General features: G+C 53.4%; 11 protein-coding genes. 7 read left to right on the forward strand and 4 right to left on the reverse strand.

Annotation, left to right across the window (positions count from 1 at the left end):
- Nucleotides 1-1,455, reverse strand: a complete 1,455-nt coding sequence (locus KDD30_RS21755) for a DUF4150 domain-containing protein (RefSeq protein WP_211650665.1) — start codon at nucleotides 1,453-1,455, stop codon at nucleotides 1-3.
- Between the two features lie 248 nt (nucleotides 1,456-1,703).
- On the opposite strand from KDD30_RS21755, the gene KDD30_RS21760 reads away from it, so the two are divergent.
- Genes KDD30_RS21760 through KDD30_RS21770 form a run of 3 tightly spaced genes read left to right on the forward strand, consistent with a single transcriptional unit; the run spans nucleotide 1,704 to nucleotide 4,441 of the window.
- Nucleotides 1,704-3,344 carry a response regulator gene (locus tag KDD30_RS21760; protein ID WP_211650674.1) on the forward strand — a complete coding sequence of 547 codons (1,641 nt, stop codon included), beginning with the start codon at nucleotides 1,704-1,706 and terminating at the stop codon, nucleotides 3,342-3,344.
- Between the two features lie 52 nt (nucleotides 3,345-3,396).
- Nucleotides 3,397-3,876 (forward strand): hypothetical protein, encoded by a 480-nt coding sequence (locus KDD30_RS21765; RefSeq protein WP_249199360.1) that lies wholly within the window; start codon nucleotides 3,397-3,399, stop codon nucleotides 3,874-3,876.
- Nucleotides 3,877-3,904: 28 nt separating this feature from the next.
- A complete protein-coding gene (locus KDD30_RS21770) occupies nucleotides 3,905-4,441 on the forward strand; it encodes a GNAT family N-acetyltransferase (protein ID WP_371826106.1) in 537 nt (178 codons plus the stop codon).
- A 51-nt stretch (nucleotides 4,442-4,492) separates the two neighbouring features.
- On the opposite strand, the gene KDD30_RS21775 is transcribed toward KDD30_RS21770, so the two are convergent.
- The 3 genes from KDD30_RS21775 to KDD30_RS21785 form a co-directional block, all read right to left on the reverse strand.
- The gene (locus KDD30_RS21775; protein ID WP_211650676.1) at nucleotides 4,493-7,219 is read right to left on the reverse strand and encodes an S-layer family protein; all 2,727 of its coding nucleotides are present in this window, start codon (nucleotides 7,217-7,219) and stop codon (nucleotides 4,493-4,495) included.
- Nucleotides 7,220-7,340: 121 nt separating this feature from the next.
- Nucleotides 7,341-12,686: a hypothetical protein gene (locus tag KDD30_RS21780; RefSeq protein WP_211650683.1), complete on the reverse strand. Its 5,346-nt coding sequence runs from the start codon at nucleotides 12,684-12,686 to the stop codon at nucleotides 7,341-7,343.
- A gap of 47 nt (nucleotides 12,687-12,733) precedes the next feature.
- The gene (locus tag KDD30_RS21785; RefSeq protein WP_211650684.1) at nucleotides 12,734-18,907 is read right to left on the reverse strand and encodes a retention module-containing protein; all 6,174 of its coding nucleotides are present in this window, start codon (nucleotides 18,905-18,907) and stop codon (nucleotides 12,734-12,736) included.
- 329 nt (nucleotides 18,908-19,236) lie between these two features.
- Between KDD30_RS21785 and KDD30_RS21790 the strand changes: the two genes are divergently transcribed.
- Genes KDD30_RS21790 through KDD30_RS21805 form a run of 4 tightly spaced genes read left to right on the forward strand, consistent with a single transcriptional unit; the run spans nucleotide 19,237 to nucleotide 23,252 of the window.
- Entirely contained in the window at nucleotides 19,237-20,607 is a 1,371-nt protein-coding gene (locus tag KDD30_RS21790; RefSeq protein WP_211650685.1) for an HlyD family type I secretion periplasmic adaptor subunit, read from the forward strand.
- Between the two features lie 4 nt (nucleotides 20,608-20,611).
- Nucleotides 20,612-21,919, forward strand: coding sequence for a TolC family outer membrane protein (locus KDD30_RS21795; RefSeq protein WP_211650686.1), 1,308 nt, complete (start codon nucleotides 20,612-20,614; stop codon nucleotides 21,917-21,919).
- Nucleotides 21,920-21,941: 22 nt separating this feature from the next.
- Entirely contained in the window at nucleotides 21,942-22,541 is a 600-nt protein-coding gene (locus tag KDD30_RS21800; protein ID WP_211650687.1) for an OmpA family protein, read from the forward strand.
- 45 nt (nucleotides 22,542-22,586) lie between these two features.
- Nucleotides 22,587-23,252 carry a transglutaminase-like cysteine peptidase gene (locus KDD30_RS21805; RefSeq protein ID WP_249199361.1) on the forward strand — a complete coding sequence of 222 codons (666 nt, stop codon included), beginning with the start codon at nucleotides 22,587-22,589 and terminating at the stop codon, nucleotides 23,250-23,252.
- The last annotated feature ends 2 nt before the right edge of the window (nucleotides 23,253-23,254 follow it).

Genomic DNA, 23,254 nt, shown 5'->3' on the forward strand with positions numbered 1-23,254 from the left:
TTAGTCTGAAAACACATCAAAGAACGGAATCAGGCTTTCCTGTCCGGGGGTCGCTGTTGTAAATACCACAGCAGTCACCTGGCCAACCGTGGAACTGTAACCGGAAACCTGGGTGTTTGTCACAATACTTTCCTCTGCGTTTTCAATTAGCTGCATCAATTTCTCACTTAGCGAGGAAAAGTATTGCGTTGTGAGATCCGGCAGGAGTCGGTTCAGCGTTTTCAGACCTTCCTGATAACGGGTGATCCCCTCCACAATCACAGTGCGATGATCATATTCCGCCTGAAGTTTCATGAACGTCAGATAGTCATTGATCACTGATACGAATCCATCAATGTACTGATTCAGTGTCTGGGCGACCGCACCCCAGTCTAAATTCCGGATATATTCGATACTGTTTCCCGTACCGTGATAGCGCACACCGCCCAGCAAGAAAGCCGCGGGTAAGAACTCATCTGGCGTAAACAGCACAGACAGAATATGACCTTGCGGATGGCAAATCGGTGCCAGACTGTGGATCAGCGGCACATAGTGATCGACGGTGTCTGCATCGCGCTGGATCCAGTCCATGGCAGACACAAAACATTCGCCAAAGACTTTGTGCTGATGTTCAGTGGCGAAATACGCAGCGCTGAACTGACTTTCAAATCGCACCAATGCTTCAAAGTCCGGATCCGAGAAGGTTTCAGATAGCAGAACCCCCCAGTCATTTCGCACCCCGCTTCGTTCCTGCCAGTACGGAACGCGGTTTCCGGCCACAGCAGAAAAGTAAGCAAAGAGGTCCGGATAGGTATTTTCCGTGGTGTTCTCAGGCAGCGTTTCATAAGGCTGGTATGGGTCCTGAGACTCTTTGAAATTGAACATGCACAGTTGTTCATCCAATCCGCTGACCGTGGCCTGACCGCTGCTGTCCAGCGTACCGCTTCCCAGCTCAGCCCCACCTTCATCGGTCACCGTAAATGGTGCATTGGTCAGCGGCGCGCCCGTCGGATAACGGCAACTCACGGTCACATCGAAGGTTGATGCTTCATCCGGCGGAACTTCAACGCTGGCCTGCGACACACCGGCAAGGCACATGGTATTGGCTTTGTTCATCGTCATCATGTCGGACAGGCGCGTCACACCTTCACCTTCAAACTTCACGGTTGCAGAAGCCGTCACAAAGGCGGCTTCTCCCTGAATGGTGCCCGAGACAATGCCTTTTTTATCGCCGCCTTCATCGCCGGTACTGGTTGAAAACTTACTGGGCTTAATCGCAACACTGTTGCCGCCATCCATGGTGATCGTTTTGGTGCCATCGACCAGATCCGCCGACTTGGCCTGATTGGAATAAGGAATCGGCACCACAGGGGGTCCGCACTGTGTCATACAAACATCCGGAATATCGGCATTTGCCACGCCTTCTGACCCCTGATGGACAATACTCAAGCCATCTGCACTTACCGTCACTGCCATGCCGCTACCTCATATCATTGATTTTCAGCGTATTTTATCAACAAGGCCCGGTTGCTATCTCACTGGATTCACCTTCATTCAGTCGGTTTGCCCTGTCGTTCTGACGGATTCCTGAAAAATGAGACCTCACTCCACGATTTGGCGGTTTTCATCCAGAAAAAAATGCTGAAATGCAGGCGATTTATCAGGCAGTTATGCAACAATGCGCTATGCTCTGGTCAGATATTCGAGACAGGGACGGTAGTCTGATGCTGTTATGCCATTTCTCTTTTCTGATCATCGACGACAGTCATATTTCAATTTCCCTGATGCGTTCCATGCTGACACACGCAGGTGTGCCGAACGCAAAGATTCAAACCACCAGCGACAGCCTGAAAGCATTGCGGATGCTTCGCACCAACACGTACGACGTGGTGTTATGTGATTACAACATGCAGCACCATATTGACGGTGGCCTGATTTTTGATGAAATCAAACACAACCACCTGCTGCCACCGAGCAGTGTGTTTATTTGTGTGACTGGCGATAACAGCCAGCAAGTGGTCACTCACTTTCTGGAGCTGGAACCTGATGACTATCTCATTAAACCCTTCCGGATGAATGATTTTATCTCCCGGATTGAGTATGTGCTTGAGCGTAAAATTGCCCTGAATACGTTGCTCACTGCCGTGGAAGAGAAACGATATGAAACTGCCCTGCATTGCGGTGAAACACTGCTGAGTCAGTACCCGAAATACAAAGGCTATTTGTCCCGGATTCATGGGGATTGTCTGCTGCGACTGCAACGGCATCAGGAAGCAGAAATTTTTTACAAACAGGCTATGCAGGAAACACAGCACATCTGGCCTATGGTTGGTTTTGGCAATGCGTTACAGGGTTCCGGCAAACTCAAGCAGGCAGAAGAGGTATTTCAGGAAATACTGGCGCGTCATCCCAACCATCCGAAAGTCCGTCAAAGCCTGGCCAATTGCCTGATCCGGAAAGAAGAATTACCTGAAGCGCTTCAGCAGTTTTTGCTGCTGCATAAAATCAACCCGGCCAATCCCATCCGGGAGCTCATTATTGCCAACCTGTACGCGGCACAGCAGCAGCACGAACAAGCCGCGTCCAGCTATTGCCGCTACACAGAAAAAGTGAAAGATACCAGCCAGTACAGCCTGGGTATTGACGTCAATATGTCTGTATCCATGCTGTTGGCCAGTATTTATCTCAAAGCGCCCAAACAACAGATCAAGCTGGTTGATGACGCCCGTACCGCACTCATCCGGCTGAATCAGAAAACAACGAAAGATGATAAACAACTCGCCAGACATCCGAGTTTGCTGGTCGGGATGGCGATTCTGGCCTGCTTACGCGGAGAGATTCAGAACTGCTACAGCATTGCCAATCAAATTGAATCGGATCAGGAGGACATTTCAGATTTTTACACGGCACTCAATCTGGCCCGCATGTATGGTTTTTGCGGCATGCCGGATATGTATGAGTCCGCCATGGTGAAAGCCCGGCAAATCTGTGGGGAAGCGGACGATGAAGGCTTGATGCTGAGCCAGACAGAACTGCTGAATGGTTTTCAGGATGAAATATATCAACGCCTACGCCTTGGTGGCACACTGGTGAAACAGGCGCAGCAGTATCGTCAGGAAAATTTAGCCAACAAAGCTCTGAAAAAAGCTTATCGCGCCTTTTTCATTGTGCCTTTTCACCATGAGTTATGTTTTCTGATCCTGGAACTCACCGGACTGGCGACCCCCAGCTGGTTACAGCATGATGAAGTCATGGCCATCCTGAAATCCTGTTATTGGGTGTACTGCAATGACAAACGTCCCACTGAGCAACAAAAAAGACGGGCACTGGATTTTTATCGGTTAGCGTTGATTCGGGTGGATTGAGTGAAAGGTTGAACCAAACCCCTGAAACCAAAAAGCCAGGTTTCCGCTACCGATGTCGAAAATTAATTCTGACGATTGGTTATATATTGATTTAACGGTTATGATTCCGGTTAATTTTCAATACCAGATAACCGTATTTCTCTGGCATTTTCGTTTTCATTATTTATTTATTATGCAGAGGCAAAAAATGAAGAAACTTATACTTTTTACAGCACTAGTAATGCTCTCTGCGAATTCATCCGCAACAATTGAAACCGGCCCAATGATGGACACTTTATACCCTGTCAGTTTTTATCACGATGCCGGAGATGGCTTATACGTTGAATTCCAATCAGGTTCGCTTCCGGGGTGTAACAATGACAGAGGTGCAAGATTATCCAAAGAAAATGCGAACTACAAAGAGCTCTATTCTTTGTTGTTAACCATGATGGCAACCAAAAACTTCAAAGGACAATTGCGTTTTGAACAAACCAATCAATACACCGGATGGTGGAAATGCTCGATTCAAGGCGTTTTTGTCCAACCCAAATAATCAAGTCACCGCAGATTTCAGATCACGAATGATGACGACTGATATACGGGTCACCCCAGAAATAGACATCGACCAAGCAACCCATGCCGCCATTCAGCAACTCCGGAATGAAAGCTTTCCGAAGCATCAGGTGGCCCGTTCTTATTACAAGCAATGCCCGCATTTGCGATTGCTGGCATACGACGGTGACACCCTGACGGGCCATCTCGGGTTGGATTATCGGCGAATCCGGGTGGGTGATTCCGTGCTGAAAGTACTGGGGGTGATTGATTTTTGTGTTCGTGAGCAAGTCCGGGGGACTGGAATCGGCTCCGCCATGCTGACGTATTTAAACCAGTATGCCCAATCCAGAGCCGTGGACTTTATCATGCTGCTCTCTGAGCATGAGACGTTTTACCGCAAACACGGTTTTCAAAACATCTCAGCCCAGCACCACTGGCTGATGATTCATGAACATCAGAACTTTGGCATCGGCCATCATTGGCTGGACGATCTCTGGGTCTGTTCCATTCAGGGCGCCCCCTGGCCAGACGGAGAGATCGACTGGCTGGGTTATCTCTACTGAAGCACCACGGCATTGGGTGCTGCCGTGGCGCACCGTGTGACCGCACCGCGATCAAGGATCGACATTCAGCGCGTTTTGATCAAAGAGCGCGGTGACAATCTCATTGGCCGTTGAGGCGATGTCCAGCCCGAGTGAGCTGAGATCCAGATTTTCCAGCACCACATTCTGTTGCTGGCCCGCGTCTGCATTCACCGTCAGATTGACATTCCCGCTACCATCAACGCTCGCATCCAGATGATCCAGCAACCGGGTCAGTTCATCACCACCTTCATCCGGCAATACATCCGACAGGGTCAGGACATCTTCGCCCAGCGTCAGATCGGTGATCACATCAGTATTCGCCGGGGTCGACAACGAGCCCGGATTCAGTACAAAGATATCGTTGTCATCGCCGCCAGTCAGAATATCGTTCCCCGGACCGGCGATGAGTGTATCATTGCCAGCCAGTCCGTTCAGCGTGCTGCCGGACGGGTCTGCGCTCAATTCATCATCACCATTGGTGGCAAAACTGATATCCAGCAGCAAGGTGCCATTACCAAACAGCGTTTCCAGTTTCTCGCCATCGGTCAGGCTTGCCGGATCGGTGCCCAGCAAACTGGCCTGGCTGACCCCTTCCAGCACAATACGCTGAACAACCGAACCGCCATCCAGAATATCCAGGACGGTATCCGCACCGTCATCGGTCAGTTGAATTTGAGCGGTCAGATCATCAAAGGAACTGCTGCCGGACGTATCCACCGCTTCGGTCAGATCCAGACCGTCGATTCCGGCTTCGAAATCTTTCACCGTGTCCGTGGCTTCATTGCCAGCTGTGCCTAAATCTGCCGCGATCCACCTGAACAGATCACGAACCCCGTCACCGGTGCCGCCGGCTTCACCGCCCCAGAGCAGGTCATCGCCTGCACCACCGACCAGAATATCCTGACCTAAGCCGCCAACCAGAATATCTTCGCCATCTCCCCCCAGCAGCGTGTCTCCGCCATCCGCACTGATGACCAGATTCGGTGCGCCGCTGTCACCTGCACCGATTTCCCCGCCGGTATTGGCCGGATCATCGACGCGGACTTCAATTGCGACCGGCGCTGATTCCGCCTGACTGCCATCCACTTCTTCAGAAACCGCAACCACGGACAGATTACTGGTCCCTTCCGGCAAATTGCTGACAAAAAGATCACTGAGCTGTGCCGGAGTGACCGTCCAACTGCCATCGCCATTGTCTGTTCCGACTACAGCCCCGGCGCTGTCGACTAACTGACCCGTGCCAAGATTGCGTATCTGCACCGTCAGGGTTTCATTCGGATCCCCCGCCACCGCTTCAAGCCCCAGCAGCGGTATGACCGCACCGAGTGCCCCCCGCATCACAGCGGTCTGCGGGACAGACAGTGTCATTGTCGGTGGTGTCGCGACCGGCGTCACCGTCACATTCACTGTGGTTGTGGCAGTTTTCGGGCCGTCAGTCCCGACGTTGCCCTGATCATTGACCGTCACTGTGACCGTATCTGCGCCATTGAAATCCGCATTTCCCTGATAATCCACACCCGATGCCAGAATGGCATTGATCTCATCCAGGCTACCTTCCAGCGTCACCGCGCCTGTCCCGTTATCGGTCACGATGACCGAAGAACCACCGGGGACAGTCACGGTCAGCGTGCCCTGATCCGCGCTCAGTGTGGCGGTCATCACGCCGGTTGATCCGGCTTCGCCGAAATCAGCATCAGTGACGGATAAACCACTGAGTGTCAGTACCGCCTCTTCCGCCACGGTCTGATCGGGCACTGGTGTCAATTCAGGCGCATCATTGATGGCCTGTACCTGAATAGTCACCGTGTCACTGTCTTCCAGCGGGCCGCCAGCGCCCGTGTTGCCCTGATCATTGGACGTCATCGTCAGCGTGACATCGCCATTGAAGTTCAGGTCCGGCGTAAAATTCAAACCGCTGCCAAGCAGTGTGTTGATGTCTGTGACTGAACCTTCCAGCACGATGGTGTCTGTCCCGTCACCGGAAATCATAAGCGCGCCCGTATTGCTGCCGTCCGGTACAGCAAGCACGCCGTCGCTGACAGACAGCGTGACTGTCATTGTCCCTTCAGTGTCTTCATCCACATCCACATCCGTGACCTGCAGTGCCGTGATCAGCAGTGTGTTATCTTCATCCACCACCAGCGGATCCGACGGTACCACATTCACCGGCGCATCGTTGACGCTGTCCAGTGTCACCGTAATGGTTTCAAATACCGCCAGATCATCCGTGGCTTCGTCATCTAAATCAACAGCACGAATATCCAGATTCAGCTCACCATTCCAGTTGTTGCTGTTCGCATCACCCGGCACGAATATCAGGCTGTCCAGCGAGGAACTTTCTACCTGAACTGTCCAACTGCCGTCCCCGTTGTCCGTCACCGTTCCGGACACCCCCGGTGGCAATTCAATCCGGCTGGAATCCGGCACGTTGGACACGATAATCTGCAGTGTCTCAGGGCCAATTTCATTCACATTCGGGGCTTCGGCCACGCTGAGTTCATCATCAAAGGCCTGAAGATTCAGTATCAGCTCAATATTCTGATCTTCAGAACCACTGGCTGTGGTTTCAATATCGCTGTCAACACGATCGGCCACCGGCACGATCACAAGATTAAAAGTATCTCTGAACTCTGCCGGTTCAGGTAAGCTCTCTTCCTTAGTAAAAACAACAATATCAATATCCACGGTACCACTAAAATCTTTCGGAGGAATCACCGTAATGTCATTCAGTTCTTTCGCCGTTAATCCAGCAGGCACGGCAATAGACCACTCCCCCCACCATTGTTCGCTGCACCAACGATGACAAAACCTTCAGGTACATTTTCCAGTTTCACAGAAAGAATACTTTCTGAGCCATCCACATCGAGTACTGAACCACTCAATCCCCCAACACAATTTCAGTTGAGTCTTCAAACTGAACAATCGGTACATCTATGCCAATAAATTCCACAGCATCATTCACCGCAATCACATCAAATACGGCACTTCCCGAGAAAGAAGCAGTATCGGTTTCTGTTGCCGCACCCGGTGTTTCATCAAACATGGCCGTATCGACCACATTTGCATTCAATAACAATTCAACGCTGCCGCTGAAATCCTCAGCAGGCTGAAACTGAATGGCGCTCAACATGCTCATATCCGTGACCGTGATTGAGTTGACCAGAGAACCATCAGCATCCACAAGAAGCCCTGTCGAAGGATCGGCAACAGTCACGGTAATTTGCGAGAAGGTTTCAATTCCTTCCTGTTCCGTTGTACTGGTATCACCGACAACAATCCCAGCGAGATTTAAAATAATTAAACCATCTTCATAAGCGGTGCCTGCAATAATCACTTCTGGCTCACCGGTCTCGGATACAGGCTGTCTATCTGCATCCAGCCCCTGGGATTCAACAACTGAGACCGAAAAGTCCGGCGTGTCGACGACAGGAGAAATACGCACTGGAATCGAATCGGTTCGCTCTTTAAAATCACCACTCACCACATCGGTATTGACATACTTGACCTCAAGCATGAAGTCACCAGCAAAGTCTTGTGGCAAGTTCAGTTTCACACCCGTCAAGTCCACCGTTCCATCCGGATTCACCGGCGCCTTTATCTGATATTGGCCCGTGGTGAAATTAAATTCTGTGCCAGATATAGATGCCCCTGGCGGTAAACTTGCAGCGTCAATCACCAGGGCTAACTCATCATCGCCGACATCACCATTGGAGACGTCTGCCTGTACAATCTGCAGCAAATAATCCCCTAAATCGACCTGAGTATCCTCTGTACCCAAAACGATCACACTGTCATCGACCACAATATCCGCAGCAAACTGTGTTAAATCTCCCTGATTAAAATTCACAACGATTTCATCAAAAACGGTCGCAATGGCGCTCGGATCGCCATCATCACTCAAATCCTGCACTTCCCCCGCAATTTGAACATTCACAGGTCCGACAAAATTGGCTGGCGCAATAATCTTGATTTGATCGACGTTTTGAGCGGGAATCACCCAACTGCCATCACCATTATTAATCCCACCAATCACAACAAAACCAGCATCAGGCTGATCAAGGAAGGTAATCACAACATTTGTGATCACTTCGTCGCTACTCAGATCAAAATCTTCAAAAGCAATGATTCCGACAGAACCCGGCCCTCCCGTTAAATCTAACTCACCGTCAACTGTGATTGGATCGTCTTCAAAGATCGGATTTCCATTTCCGTCAGTCCCGACCTGAATACCAATCCCGGCATCAGGTTCAACAACCGCTTGAATATCGACTGAAATCGTACCCGTCACCTGCTCTATCGCAGTTGCCGCAGAATCCACATCATCTTCCTGCAGATCGACAATCGTTGTCAGCGTCACATCCACATCTGAGTCTTCAGGTGAAATCAACTGGAGCTGAGCACCCGCCTGTAATAGCGCGAATTCAGATGAACTCAGCGTCACTGAGCCGCTGGCATCAAGACTCAAGACAGTGATCACCCCACCGTCGTTGATTTGCAACACATAGCCCGGAGCCGTGGGTACATTCTGAATCGTCAGCCCTGTGACAAATTCTTTTGCATCTGTGATGACCGGTTGCCACTGAATATTGACTGCCTGATCTTCCAGTCCCTGACTGACTCTCGTGTAATTACCGGAATTGATAACTGGCTCAATATGGATAATCAACGCTGTATCGAACTCCAGTTGATCACCATCGTTTTCAGTGACGATATAACGAACGTCGAGTGCAATATCTTCAGTCCGATTCGGCGGCGGCTCGACAACAATATCCCCAGCGGTCACATTTCCTTCTAACCGTAATTCATATTTCGCTAACCCGGTCTCCGGGTCAGTCCCCGCATAAATCAAATTCTGCTGTTGACCGTTTACATCATAAATCAATGTCCCTTCCGGAATGTTCGCAATCAAAACCGCTAAGATTTCAGAATTGTCATCAGGCGCATTCAATTTCTCTCCCGACTGAACTTTGAAGTCAAAAACAGCCTGTCCACCTTCATCAATCGTCGTTTCCAGTGCATTCTCTCCCGGAACATCAGTCCAACTTGACCCGGAAGTATCAATCAGTGGTTCATCAGCCACACCCGTCAAATCTACTTCGATGGTTTTTGCCGGAATCACCCGTTCATCGGTCACTGTGGTTGAGGTACCATCCGCCAGCGTGACATCAACCGTATCCCGGACCACACCTTCCACCGTGAACGTAAAATCAACATTGCTTTCCGGAACCGGTTGCAGCGTGATGTCAGCAATATCGTCGTAAGCGAATTCATACACCCCGTTTGCATCCGGTGTCAGCGGCACACCGTTTTGCAGTAACACGGCGCCATCCGGCAGGTCGGAAATCCGGACGAACAGGGTTTCGACACCAAAATCATCGGCGGTGTCATCCAGCTCGGTCAGGGTGATATGGTCACTGAGCGGAATGGGTTCATCTTCGAGAGACTCAACCCGCGTCACTTTGAGCAGGGCATCATCTGCGACTGGCAGAACGTTGATGACGACTTCCTGCACCACTGACTGCGCTGTGATTGCCGTGGGTAACGGATTCATCGTTTCGCGGCTCTGGGCCACCAGTTCCAACCGGATATCACCACTGAAGTTATCGGCCGGATCCACCGCCACCGAGCCGACAGAACTCAGCGGCACCAGAAACGAGCCATCGGGCTGTGCAATCAGGCCATCGCCGACAATCTGTCCTTCCCCTTCCACAATGCGGACAAAATACATCAGTTCTTCTGAACCGTCGGTGTCCTGCAACAGCGCATTGAAGGATGCGGCAATGCTGATATTGTCGCCGTCTTCTTCACCATCGCTGTAATGGACCTGCGCCGCCGGATCCCACAAGGGCACATCCGCTACACCCTGAACATTGATCAACAGGGTGTCGGTCAGAACAGCAGGCGGCGTGCCTTCGGTGACATTGATTTGCGCCGAAACCTCAAAATCAATCATGAAGGCCTGTTCCGCTGCGGTCGAGAAGTCCGGATCGGGCACAAAGGTGACGCCTTCGAGTTCAAACACCCCATCGCCATCCGGATCGACAAACGCACCGGAAGGAATCTGGACCTGGCCGCCAACCGGCGTCAGAAGCGTCCCGTTGAAATAAAACGCGCCGTGCGGCTCTGCGGGCAGCGTAATCAGCACATCACCAATGGTCTCGCCCCGGTCCTGATCGCCCAGATCAAGGAACATGCTGACCGGTATCCCCTGCGTCGGGTCGTCCAGCGTTTCATCCGGATCCGGGAAGCGTCCCTGTTCTTCAAAGCCCAGCGACAGAGCAATGGTGAAGCTGGGGGCTTCGTCTGTCATCGTCAGGGTGATCGTGCTGGTATCAACATCGTTATCGCCGTCAGTGACCTCAAATGTCAGATTCGCGACCAGATTGCTGTCGGTATGATCGATATCCGGCTCAGACACAAAAAAGCTGTCACCTTCCGGATGCACGAACAACTGACCCAGTAACTGGCCATTCTGGAATATATCAATAGGCACAAATCCATTGGCATCCGGCGTGCCGTCAGCCAGTTCATTGCGGTTACCATCCGGATCAGTAATCGCGGTGACCGTCGCGTCATCCGCCCCTTCCTGCGCGACCGACAGCAAATCGATGGTGTTGGTGGTTTCCCCTTCCTCAATCGTGTTAAAGGTCACATCAGTTGTCACAGGCACATCATCGTTGACGATCACCGACAGCACCGCCGGGGCGCTGGGATCATTATCCTGATCGACCGCAGTGACACTGAAATCAAGCTGCAGGCTGGTATCATCGGCGGGCTGCTGATGATCCAGCGCCCCCGTCAGGGTAAAGGTGTAACTGCCGTTCGCATCATTGATTGCCAGCACAAAGACGGTCACGCCGCTTGCCTGTCCCAGATAGCGGTCGGTTGCTGCATCATAAATCAGAGTAACCGGCACTCCGCCAGCACTCAGATCAGGGTGGGCGGCATTAAATGCATCAACATCCACCACAAAATCAACCACAGCATCCGAGCCGGAATCCACACTGATCTGACCGGTCGCAGATTCCCCGTCTCCCGCCGGGTTGGTGCCGGGATGAACACCATTGCCCCCATCCAGATCGGATTCAGACACCGTGGCGGCATCGACCGAAAGAATCACCGGATCGTCGCCGTCGGTAACGGTGACAGACACCGGAATCGTGTTGTCGAGGAAATCGCCATCCGTATCCTGCGCCTGAAGTGGCAGCTGAAAACTGATCGTATCGTTTTCTGAAATCACCACGCCGCTGGTGTCTGTCCCTGAATGATCCAGTGGCGCAAGCTGTTCAATATCAACCGACACATCAAGGCCCAGACCATCGGCACTCTGGCTGGCGGTCAGGGTTGCTGTCAGGACAGTCACCCCGGCAGCCGTGAGTGTCAGTGTTTTCGTTGCATCATTCCAGACCGCAGTCACCGGTTCACCGCCTGCCGTCACTTCCGCTTCCAGCTCGCTGATCAGCGAAGCCAGCGCTGTCGCATCCAGCATGACGGTATCCGGATCCAACCGGTCCACACCGGGCTGAATGCTGAGTTGCGCCTGTCCCGATGCCGGATAACCATTGGCCGGATCTGCGGGCGTCAGATCCGGCTCGGTGAAACTGATGCTGTCGGTGCCGGTAAACGAACCCTCGGCATTTACGCCGTCTGCAATGGTGATATTGAGCGTGCCCGGCGCGCTGAGATCGCCGTCTCTGTCCTGAGCCAGCACCGTGAGTGCCAGATTGTTATTGTCCGGTGCATCAAACTGATCCAGTGGCTGAAGCTGATTCACCACATAGTTACCGTCCAGATCGATGGTGATCGTCAGCACGGTGATGGACGGATCGTCGGTGCGGGTCAGCGTGATGGTGTCGCCGTTCACGGAATAGTCGGTTTCAAAACCGTGGCTGGTCAGATTGTCCAGCGCGGCCTGGGTGCCGTCAAAGACAACACTGACAATGTCATCACTGCCAGTATCCACCGCAATGGTGCCATTGCCGGTTGCAATGCCATCCTCGCCTTCATTGAGACTTGCCCCTGAATCAGCGCCAAAGGCCGGATTGTCCCCATCGGTGATCACCACCTGAGTCACATCCGGATTCAGCAGCAAATCCCCGTCGGTATCGGCAAGCTGAAGCGGCACATCAATCCGGATGTCGCTGCCATTCGCCTGCACAAGTTCACCGGAAAAATCGACATGCTCCAGCGGACGGAACTGCTCAACCGTGGCCGCGACATCCACATCACTGCCATTCTGAGTCGCAGTAAAGGTGATGGTGACTACGGGTTCTATCCCCCAACAGTCACCAAACGCAGCACCACAACACCCGCTTGTGACTCATCTACGATCACTGTGATTTGAGCCCCATTGGAGGTCATCTGAGAAATATCAGAAAATAAATCAGCCGCTGCTCCCGGTGCAATTCCAAACGAAGTGACATCTAAATCATCGGTTTCAGCTGCAATTGTAAAATTAGTGGACTGACTCACCGGATATTCTTCTGCAGGATTGCTTGTTTCCAAATCCCCTTCTTGAATCATGACGACATGAACACCACCGTCCGCATCCGGGCCATCGGTGATATTGATCATCAGATTGCCCGGATTACTGACATCCCCATCCTGATCCACTGCCGTGACGGGCAGTACCAGTTCGGTGACATCGCCGGCATTCAACTGATCCAGCGGTTGATGCTGAACCAGGGTGTAGCTGCCATCTGGGTTGATCGTGATGGTCAGCACGGGCGACGCATTGTCATCCGTCACCAGTGCAATCACATTTCCGGTCACGGTATAACTGGTATTCACACCATTTGAGGTTAAATCATCCAGCGATGGCTGGCTGTCTTCGAATAAAAAAGCCGCGATGGCATCACTGCCCACATCCAGTGCAATACTGCCGTTGACGGTTTGTTCAGTCAGCGTTTCGGTGAAGTTTGTGCCCGAATCCGTGCCCAGCACTGGCAAGACGCCATCATTGATGGTGACCTGCACATTCACGGGTTGCTGGAGCGGATCGCCGTCCGTGTCCGATAACTGCACCGGCACATTGACCACCAGTGCACTGCCGCTCACCAGCACAAATCCGGTGCTGTTTCCGCTCGGTTGATGGTCTAAAGGCCGGTGTTGCGTCGTGGTCAGGTTCAGGGTCACATCCTGACCGTTCGCGGCCTGACTGGCGGTGATACTGATGGTGAGTACAGGGGTCCCATCGGCCAGCGCCCCAATCAGATTCCCGGTCAGCGGGTCATAGCTGAAGGAAAGCGGTTCACCGCCGGAAGTCAGCTCTGTGTCCAGTTCGGCGATCAGGGCAGCCAGTTGCGCCGGGTCGATCTGGACACTGTCTTCATCCAGCGCATCCGAGCCCGCCGTCACCGTGCCAGTCACGGATACCGTTTCCGGATACGCACTGGGGTCAAGATCCGGTTCCGTCAATGACAACGCTACCGTGCCGCCACCCGCAGCATCATCCCCGTCGGTCACGGTTATCGTGATGATGCCTGTATTGGTGTCACCATCTTCATCGGTGATCACCAGTTGAAACGGCAGGTCGATTGAATCCCCGGCGACCTGATCCAAAGACCCGGTCAGCAGTACATCGTAGCTGCCGTCTTCTGCAATGGTGACCGTCAGGACCGGATTGCCACTGGCATCACTCACCGTAATTTCATTGCCACTGACCGCAAAACTGACCGGCTGACCATTGCTGGTCACCATCAGTAAACCGGGCTGATCCGGCGCAAAATTCAGCGATGCAATCGCATCGCTGCCAATGTCCACGCCAATGCTGCCGGTTTGATTCAGCACGCCGTTGTCGGTCGTTTCGTTCAGCGTGACACCGCTGTCTGCCAGAAACTGCGGTATGTCTCCGTCAATAATGGTCACGGTTGCATCAACGGGTGCGATCAGGCTGTCGCCATCCACATCTTCCGCCTGCACCGGGAAGTTCACAACCAGACTACCACCATCGACAGCCACAAAGCCGTCGCTGTTTCCGGCTGGATTGTGATTGAGCGGGAGGTTCTGCGTCAGGGCCAGATTCAGGGAGACATCATTGCTGTCCGGCACCTGAGTTGCGGTCAGCACAATACTGACTGCCACAGTGCCGTCCGCCAATGCCCCGGCCAGCACGCCGGTTGCCGGGTCATAACTGAAGCTGAGCGGCTCCGTTCCGGATGCGACTTCCGCATTGAGTTCATCAATCAGCGCCTGCACCTGCGTCGGATCAATCTGTACCGACGCCGGCACCAGGCGATCCGAGCCCGCAGTGATGACCACGTCTGCACTGGTGGTCGCCGGATAAGCATTCGGCGCAAGATCCGGCTCTGTGACCGTGACAGCAATGCTCTGACCGCCAGCGGGATCTCCCCCATCCGTGATACTCAGGGTGATCACGCCGGTCGCCGTATCACCGTCATCGTCGGTGAGCAGCACATTGAGCGGAATCACCAGCGGATCGGTATCCGTCTGGTCAAACGTCCCCGTCAGGGTGACGTCATACGCACCGCTCTCATCAATATTCACCGTCAGGATCACAGTCCCGGCGCTGTCGAGGATTTCAAGCGTATCCTCATCCACCTGATTCAAACTGACCGGGGCACCGTTACTTTCAATGCCTGCAAGACCAGGCTGATCTGTGGCAAAGTTCAGCGAGGCGATGACATCACTGCCGGTCTCCACACCAATCGTGCCATTTTGTGTCACGCCTATATCATCCGTTTCATTCAGACTGACCCCGGAATCATCCAAGAACGCAGGCGCGACACCATCATTCAGTGTGACTGTCCCTGCAATGGGCGTGTCCAGCGGATCACCATCCGCATCACTGGCCTGAATTGGCAGCGTGACGGCAATGCTGTCGCCGTTGACCGACACCAGCCCCGTTGCATTGCCGCTGGCCGTGTGATCAAGCGGGGCGTTTTGGGTCACCGTCAGCGTCAGGCTGATATCCTTACTGCCTGCCACCTGCACCGCAGACGGCAAGACACTGAGCACCACAGTACCGTCTGCCAGCGTGCCTTCCAGCGCGCCCGTCGCCGGGTTGATGGCAAACGTCAGGGGATCACCGCCTGAGGTCAGTTCTGCATTCAGTTCAGCGATCAGCGCGGCCAGTTGATCCGGGGCGATCTGAACCGATTCCGGCACCAGCCGGTCTTCCCCGGCCGCAACCGTCACCGTTGCATTCGTGGTTGCCGGATAAAGATTCGGATCCAGATCCGGCTCGGTCACCGTGACAGCAATCACTTCCCCGCCCGGCGGGTTCGCACCGTCTGTGACGGTCACGGTGATCACGCCGGTATCCTGATCGCCATCGTTATCGGTCAGCACCAGATTCATCGGGATCTCCAGCGAATCGCTGCTTTGATGATCCAGCGTCCCGGTCAGCACCACGTCGTATTGGCCGTCCGGTGTGATCGTCACGGTCAAAATGACATTCCCGTTACTGTCTTCCAGGGTGATTTGGTTCCCGTTTGGCACCAGCGACACCGGGTTGCCGTCACTGGTCAGCGGCACATCCGGCTGAGTGTCGTCAAACAGCAACGAAGCAATGCCATCACTGCCGATATCCACCCCAATCGCGCCATTCAGTGTCTGTCCGTTATCTGTGGTTTCATTGGCGGTGACGCCGGAATCCGTCTGGAGATCGGGAAGATCACCATCGTTGATGGTCATCGTGACTTCCGCGGGCGTGGTCAGCGGATCGCCATCCGTATCCTGCGCATTGAAGGGCAGCGTCAGGACAATCGCCTCGCCATTGGTGGCCACATAAGGCGAGGTCTGGCTGCTGTCGACATGGTCCAGCGGCACATGCTGGGTCAGGGTCACGTTCACCGCCAGATCTTTATCGCCGGACTGAGCCGCCGTCACACTGATTTCAAGCACCAGGGTATTATCCGGCAGGCGACCTTCAATGACGCCGGTCGCCGGATTCACCGTGAAGGTGATGGCTTGCTGATCGGACGTTAACAGGGCACTGAGATCAGCCAGCACATCAGCCAACTGATCCGGGTCAATGGCCAGTGAGTCCGGCACCAGACGATCCGATCCCGCAGCCAGCACAAATGAGGCCGTGCCACTTTCAGGATAGTTGTCCGGGTCTGAATCCGGCTCAGTCAACGTGATTGCGGCCGTTTCGCCACCCGCAGCATCATCGCCATCCTGAATGGTGACTGCAATCTGTCCTTGCGCGGTATCGCCGTCATCATCGGTGGCCAGTACATCAATCGACAGCACAATCTGATCATCCGCGCTGAGTTCATCAAAAGCATCGCTGATCACCACGTCATAACTGCCGTCGATGTTGAGCGTCACCGTCAGAATCACGTCACCGTTGCTGTCACTGACAGCCAGCAGATTGTCTGTGACCGTATACGTAACCGGATTCCCGTTGCTGGTGAGTGCTCCCAGCGCTGTCGCCAGAGCGGGGTTATCCATCACGGTGACAGACGCCAGATCATCACTGCCGATATCCAGTGCGATCTGACCACTGACAGCCACGCCAATGTCGTCAGACTCATGGACGGTCGCGCCGCTGTCCTCGCCGAAGGCCGGAAACACGCCATCAATGATGGTGCCCGTCACCAGCACGGGGTCATCCAGAAAATCGCCGTCCGTGTCCTGCACCTGAACCGGCAGCGTCACCACAATCGCCTCGCCCGTCACCGTCACCAGCCCGTTGCTGTTGCCTGCCGGGTTATGGTTCAGCGGCAGAGACTGCGTTAATGTTGCGGTGAGATCTAAATCCAGACCGTTCGCACTCTGCACGGCAGTCAGCACGATGCCGACTGCCAATGTGCCATCCGGTAAACGGCCTTCAATGGTGTCGGTTTGCGGATCGTAGGTGAACGTGAGTTGCTGGTTCCCGGACAGAACTTCAGTGGTCAGCTCGGCCAGCAAGGCATCAATTTGAGTGCTGGCGATGCCCAGCGTTGTCGGCTCCAAGCGATCGACGCCCGCAGCAATCGTCACCGTGCTGGCATCCGTCGCCGGGAACGCATTGGGAGAGAAATCCGGTTCGGTCACCGTCAGATTGATCACCTCACCGCCCGACGCGTTATTCCCGTCGGTAATCCGCAGCACCACAATGCCTGTGGTCTGGTCTCCGTCAAAATCCGTTGCCGTGACGCCCAGCTGGAAGGTGATATCTTCCGACACCAGTTCATCAATGGGCTGAAACAGTGTCACCACATAGGTGCCATCCAGCGCAATGCTGACGGTGAGCACGGTTTCACCGCGAGAATCCACCAGCGTCAGCTGATTGCCCTCGACCGTCAGCGTCGTTTCAAAACCATTGCTGGTCAGCCCGGTGAGATCAGGCTGTTCCGCTTGAAAAACCAGAGTTTGAATGGCATCCGCGCCGACATCCAGCGGGACAGCGCCGTTTTGTGGCGTGCCCATGTCAGCCGATTCATCCACCGCTGTGCCGCCGTCGGCGCCAAATTCCGGATCAGCCCCATCCAGCACGGTCAGCGTGACACTGACCGGCGAATCCATCAGATTTCCGGCAACATCAGTGCCCTGAATATCCGCAATCATCTGCAGGACATCGTTGTTGTTTGTGACCCGTCCACCAGCAGCTGTCTCATTCAAATGATCCACCGGACCACTCAGCACCGTGGTGAAAGTCACCGTCACATCACGCCCACTGGATTCAGCGCTGAGCCCTAAAGTCAGTACGGCCTGGCCCTGGCTCTCCCCGAGGATGGCATTTTGTCCGGCATCAAAGCGGAAAGAAACAGGCTGTCCGCCGGATGTGATTTCATTGCTCAGTTCAGCCAGCAGGGCTTGAAGTGAGACGCCGTCAAAAGTGAAACTGGCTGGATCCAGCGGTAAAGTGCCCGCTTCAATGGTGACCATGCTGGTCGTTTCAGTCGGATAAGTGTTCGGTGCGAGATCACCTTCGGTCAAGGATAAATTCAGGTTTTCACCGCCGCTGGCAGCATAAATGACATCCGTCTCATCCTGCGTCTCCACAGGCGCGAACAGGTAGTCGGTGTCGAACCCGGCTTCGGTGAGAATACTGTCGCCGTCGTAATTCACCACAACAAAACCGCTGTTGGCGGAAATTCCGCCGGAAGAGCCAGCAGCACTGCCCGCCGCGGCCGCTTCAAAGACTTCGGTCGGGTCTTCCCCGGCCAGAATCAAAGCCTGTAACTGTTCAATATCGACGTCTGCGACCTGAGGTTCCTGCGGTTGCCGGAATTCAATGTCTTGGTTCAGATCGGCCACCCAAACGCCGGCACCATCGAGCAAGACACAGGTTGGACAGGGCCGATCCACCAAAACCGGCTCGCCATTGCGCAGCATGACATAGCGGGCATAGCCGTTGGCAACCACCACATCATCGGGCTGGACTGAATAAGCAAACTCAACCGGCCTGACTGAACCGTCAGATTGAATGACGAACACAACACCATTTTCAACCGTCAGGGTTGCAAGACCATTTGCGGCAAACTCTTCCATAAATTTAACCTCATATGCAGACGCAAGTGCACACTACGACAGTCCGGGTTTAGTAGACGCAACAATGAGCAGAAAGTTAAAAGTGAGATTTCTATCTCATCTGTTAGTTAAGAATTGTAGATTAAAAGTGACGCAGCTCACATTTGGTTGTTCTATCCTTGTCTTAACGGAAGAATTCAGTCGCTTAGCGTCATTTTTTTAACACTTCCGGACCAAATTCATCATAAAAAGACTGAAGACAACATGAGAACTTAGGTTCTTAGGCCAGAAAATCGCTGCCAGTCTTATCTTTGAGACATTTTGCAGGGATTCACAGAGCGTGAAGGGATATGAAGACGCCGCCAGTAGACCGCAAACATCTTGATTTTGTGGACGATAAAACCGCCGCATTGCTGCTCAATACACCGGGCAGTGCCCGGCTCATGCTTTGGGTGATTGTCATTTTCTTCGGCGTCGCCGGGGTCTGGGCATCCCAGGCAGAATTGGAACAGGTCACCTCCGGCAACGGTAAAGTGATCCCGTCCTCCCAATTACAGATCGTGCAGAATCTGGAGGGTGGCATCGTCAAAGATTTACTGGTCAGAGAGGGCGAACAGGTGACCAAAGGCCAGCCGTTATTACTGATTGACGATACCCGGTTTCAGTCGGATTTCCGGGAGCGTGCTCAGGAGCTGGCCAGCGCACAGGCGAATGCGATCCGGCTGAATGCGCTGTTAGACAATGTGTCGGTAGACCGGCAGAAAAAAACCGTGACCGTACGCCAGACCCCACTTTCTTTCCCGGATGATTTTCTGGAAAGCTATTCGGCTCTGGTCCGGCGTCAGCAAGCGGAATACCGGGATAACCTGACCAATCTTGAGAGCCAGCTTGCCGTCGCCGCGCAACAGATTCAGCAAAAACAACAAGAACTGGTTGAAGCACGTTCCCGCCTGAACAATCAGCGACAGGGCTATCAGCTCGCCAACCGCGAATACAACATCACCAAGCCACTGGCGGAAGAAGGGGTTGTGCCGGAAATCGAATTGCTGAAACTCCAGCGTCAGCTCAATGAAACCCGCAAGGATCTGCGCTCAACCGAACTGCAAATCCCGGTGATTCAGGCCGCAATCCGGGAAGCAGAATTCAAACGGCTGGATATTGCACTGCAATTTCGTTCTGAAACTCAGTCGGAACTCAATCAGGCAACCACCCGGCGGGATGCCCTCAGTCAGTCCAGTGTCGGATTACAGGATAAAGTCCAGCGCACACTGGTTCGTTCGCCGGTCACCGGCACCATTCAAAGCCTGTATGTGAATACCATCGGCGGTGTGATTCAACCGGGTATGGACATCGTTGCGATCGTGCCCACCGAAGACAATCTGGTGATTGAGGCAAAAATCTTACCCCAGGATATTGGCTTCCTGCGTCCGGGTCTCAAGGCAATGATTAAATTTTCAGCCTATGATTTCACAGTCTATGGTGGTTTGGAGGGCACTTTAGAGCAAATCAGTGCCGATACCATTCAGGACGAAGAAGGGAACAGTTTTTATCAGGTAAAAATTCGAACAGATAAAAATAACTTAGCGGATGACAGCGGCGAAGCGCTTCCGATCATTCCCGGAATGATCGCTTCAGCAGATATCATCACCGGAAAACGGACAGTGATGCAGTATTTACTGAACCCGGTGCTGAAAGCCCGCCATTCCGCCCTCAGGGAGTAGCGAAATGCATTATCGGTTTACAAAGGTATGTTCAGCGCTCACGCTCGCGCTGTTGACGGGATTTGCCTCGGCACAGTCGCTGGAACAGGCGGTTGCCCAGACGTTAGCCTCCAACCCGGAAATCAAGGGCGCCTATAACGATTTTATGAGTCGGTATGAATCGATCCGGGCTTCCAGAGGCCAGTATCTACCCTCGCTGGATTTAGATGCCGGCGTGGGCTATGAAGACTATGATGACACCACGAACAACACCGGGGATTACAATACCTCTGATGCCACCATCAGTCTGCGCCAGCTCATCTGGGACGGTTCCATTACCTATCATGATATTCAACGGAATAAATCTGAAGCTGAAGCTCAGCGTTACCAGTTGCTGGCGGATGCTCAGGACAAAGCACTGCGGGTTGCGGAAGTATATCTGGCTGTGTTGCAGGCGCAGGAAGTCCAGTCTCTCTCTCAGTCGAATTATCAGATCCACCAGCGCATTTATACCGACATTAAAAAACGGACCGATGCCGGCATTGGCTCGACTGCGGATTTATCCCAGATCGAGGGGCGTCTGGCACGCGCGGAATCCAACCTGATTGCCTCGCAGAACAATGTGCAGGATAAAATCACCGAGTTTTACCGCGAGGTCGGCGAACAGCCCGTGAGTCTGGTGCGTCCGGAAGTCGATATCAATTTCATCCCGCCGTCGCTCAACCGGGCGATGGAGATTGCCCAGGAAAATAATCCGACGTTAAAAACGGCCAGCAATGACATTGACGCAGCCAATTATCAGTACAAACAGGCCAAAGGCGATTTCTGGCCCACATTCACGATTGAAGCGTCTCAGGAATGGGGGGAAGATCTGGAAGGGACACCCGGTCATACCGATGAACTGAAAGCCGGACTGCGCATGCGCTATAACCTGTACAACGGGGGAACGGATCTCGCTGAAAGCCGCCGGGCCGCCTATGAAGTCAATCAATCCAAAGACATCCGCGATCGGGCCTATCGTCTGCTGAATCAAAGCACCCGCCTTGCCTGGAGTGCCCTGGAACTGTCAGAGCGCCAGACTCAGTATCTGCAGAAACATGTCGATGCGGCAGCACGCACTGTAACGGCTTACGAGAAGCAATTCCAGATTGGCCAGCGCACCCTGCTGGATGTGCTGAACACAGAAAACGAACTGTTTGAAGCCCGAAAAGCCTATTTGCAGGCCGATTACGATGGGATTCTGGCCCGTTACCGGGTCCTGAACGCAACCGGACAGTTGCTGGACGAAATGCGGGTCGATGTCCCGGATGAATGGACAGCGTCAGTACGCTGAGGTCTGTTGAGAAGGAGGCTTTATGACACGCACACAGCACATGCTTTGCTTACTGATGTTTTTACTGCCATTGGGCTGCGCAACCACAGTGGGGGACCCACCGGTTGCTGAACAGTCCCGTGATTTACTGGATCAGGATTCAGATGGCGTCATCAATGCGCGTGAACGCTGCGCGGACACCCCGCTCCCGGCGATCGTCAACAACGACGGCTGTCCGGCGTACGTTGCCAGCGAACGGACCAATGAACTGCACATTCTGTTCGCCAATGATTCCGATGTGATTCCGGACGCGTTTCGATCCCAAATCATCAAAATGGCAAATTTTCTGAAACACTATCCGGAAACCGCGATTGAACTGAAAGGCTACGCTAGCCCGGTTGGTGGTGCTTCCCATAATCAGGATTTATCTCAGCGTCGGGCGGCCAACGTGCGGCAATTACTGCTGGCACAGGGCATTGCTCCGGCCCGGGTGCGAACCGTCGGATTTGGTGATCATGATCCAGTTCAGGGCCAGACACGTGAACAAACGAATATTCTCAGTCGCCGTGTGACTGCTACAGTAACGGGAGCCGATCAGGGCGTTCTTGAACGCTGGACCATCTTTACGACAAGGAGTCAGTAACACCATGAACAGGCATCTTACTCTGGCAATACTGCGGTAATACACGTGAAGCAATGGCTGTTGATTTGCTGTCTGTTGATTGCTTCCCCTCTCAATGCACTGAATGAGCAGGAACTGGCGGCCGTCACGCGGGTGGCCGATTATTACGGTGAGCGTGCAGGAAAACGGATGATCGCCTGGCGTCAGCTCCTGACCGATGTTTCAGCACAGCAGGAAACCGCCAAGCTGGAAGCCGTGAACCGTTTCTTTAATCAGTTGCATTTTGTTGATGACATCCAGCTCTGGGGAGAAACAGATTACTGGGCAACGCCTCTGGAATTCATCGGGGCTGCGGGCGGAGACTGCGAGGATTTCACTATCGCCAAATATTTTTCTCTTCGCGAACTGGGCGTCGCCGATGAGAAACTGCGGTTGGTGTATGTCAAAGCGCTGACCCTGAACCAGTTCCATATGGTGCTGGCCTATTATCCCGAACCTCATGCGGTTCCCGTCTTGCTGGATAACCTGATCCCGGAGATCAAACAAGCGACAGAACGGCAGGACTTGAAACCCGTCTACAGTTTTAACGCCAGCCAGCTCTGGCTGGTGAAACAACAAGGTCAGGGACAGCTTGCAGGCAAAGCTTCCCGGCTCAAGCGCTGGACGAATCTGAGACAACGCTTTGATTCACAACAGATGCACAAGCCCATTATTCATCTGGATCAGGATTAGGG

The organism is Photobacterium sp. GJ3 (assembly GCF_018199995.1).
Taxonomy (GTDB): Bacteria; Pseudomonadota; Gammaproteobacteria; order Enterobacterales; family Vibrionaceae; genus Photobacterium.

Bases quoted from the DNA above. Each gene is read 5' to 3' on its own strand.
- KDD30_RS21755 (WP_211650665.1), bottom strand. From the start codon at position 1,455: ATGGCAGTGACGGTAAGTGCAGATGGCTTGAGTATTGTCCATCAGGGG.
- KDD30_RS21795 (WP_211650686.1), top strand. From the start codon at position 20,612: ATGCATTATCGGTTTACAAAGGTATGTTCAGCGCTCACGCTCGCGCTG.
- KDD30_RS21770 (WP_371826106.1), top strand. From the start codon at position 3,905: ATGATGACGACTGATATACGGGTCACCCCAGAAATAGACATCGACCAA.
- KDD30_RS21760 (WP_211650674.1), top strand. From the start codon at position 1,704: ATGCTGTTATGCCATTTCTCTTTTCTGATCATCGACGACAGTCATATT.
- KDD30_RS21765 (WP_249199360.1), top strand. From the start codon at position 3,397: ATGTCGAAAATTAATTCTGACGATTGGTTATATATTGATTTAACGGTT.
- KDD30_RS21785 (WP_211650684.1), bottom strand. From the start codon at position 18,907: ATGGAAGAGTTTGCCGCAAATGGTCTTGCAACCCTGACGGTTGAAAAT.
- KDD30_RS21800 (WP_211650687.1), top strand. From the start codon at position 21,942: ATGACACGCACACAGCACATGCTTTGCTTACTGATGTTTTTACTGCCA.
- KDD30_RS21790 (WP_211650685.1), top strand. From the start codon at position 19,237: ATGAAGACGCCGCCAGTAGACCGCAAACATCTTGATTTTGTGGACGAT.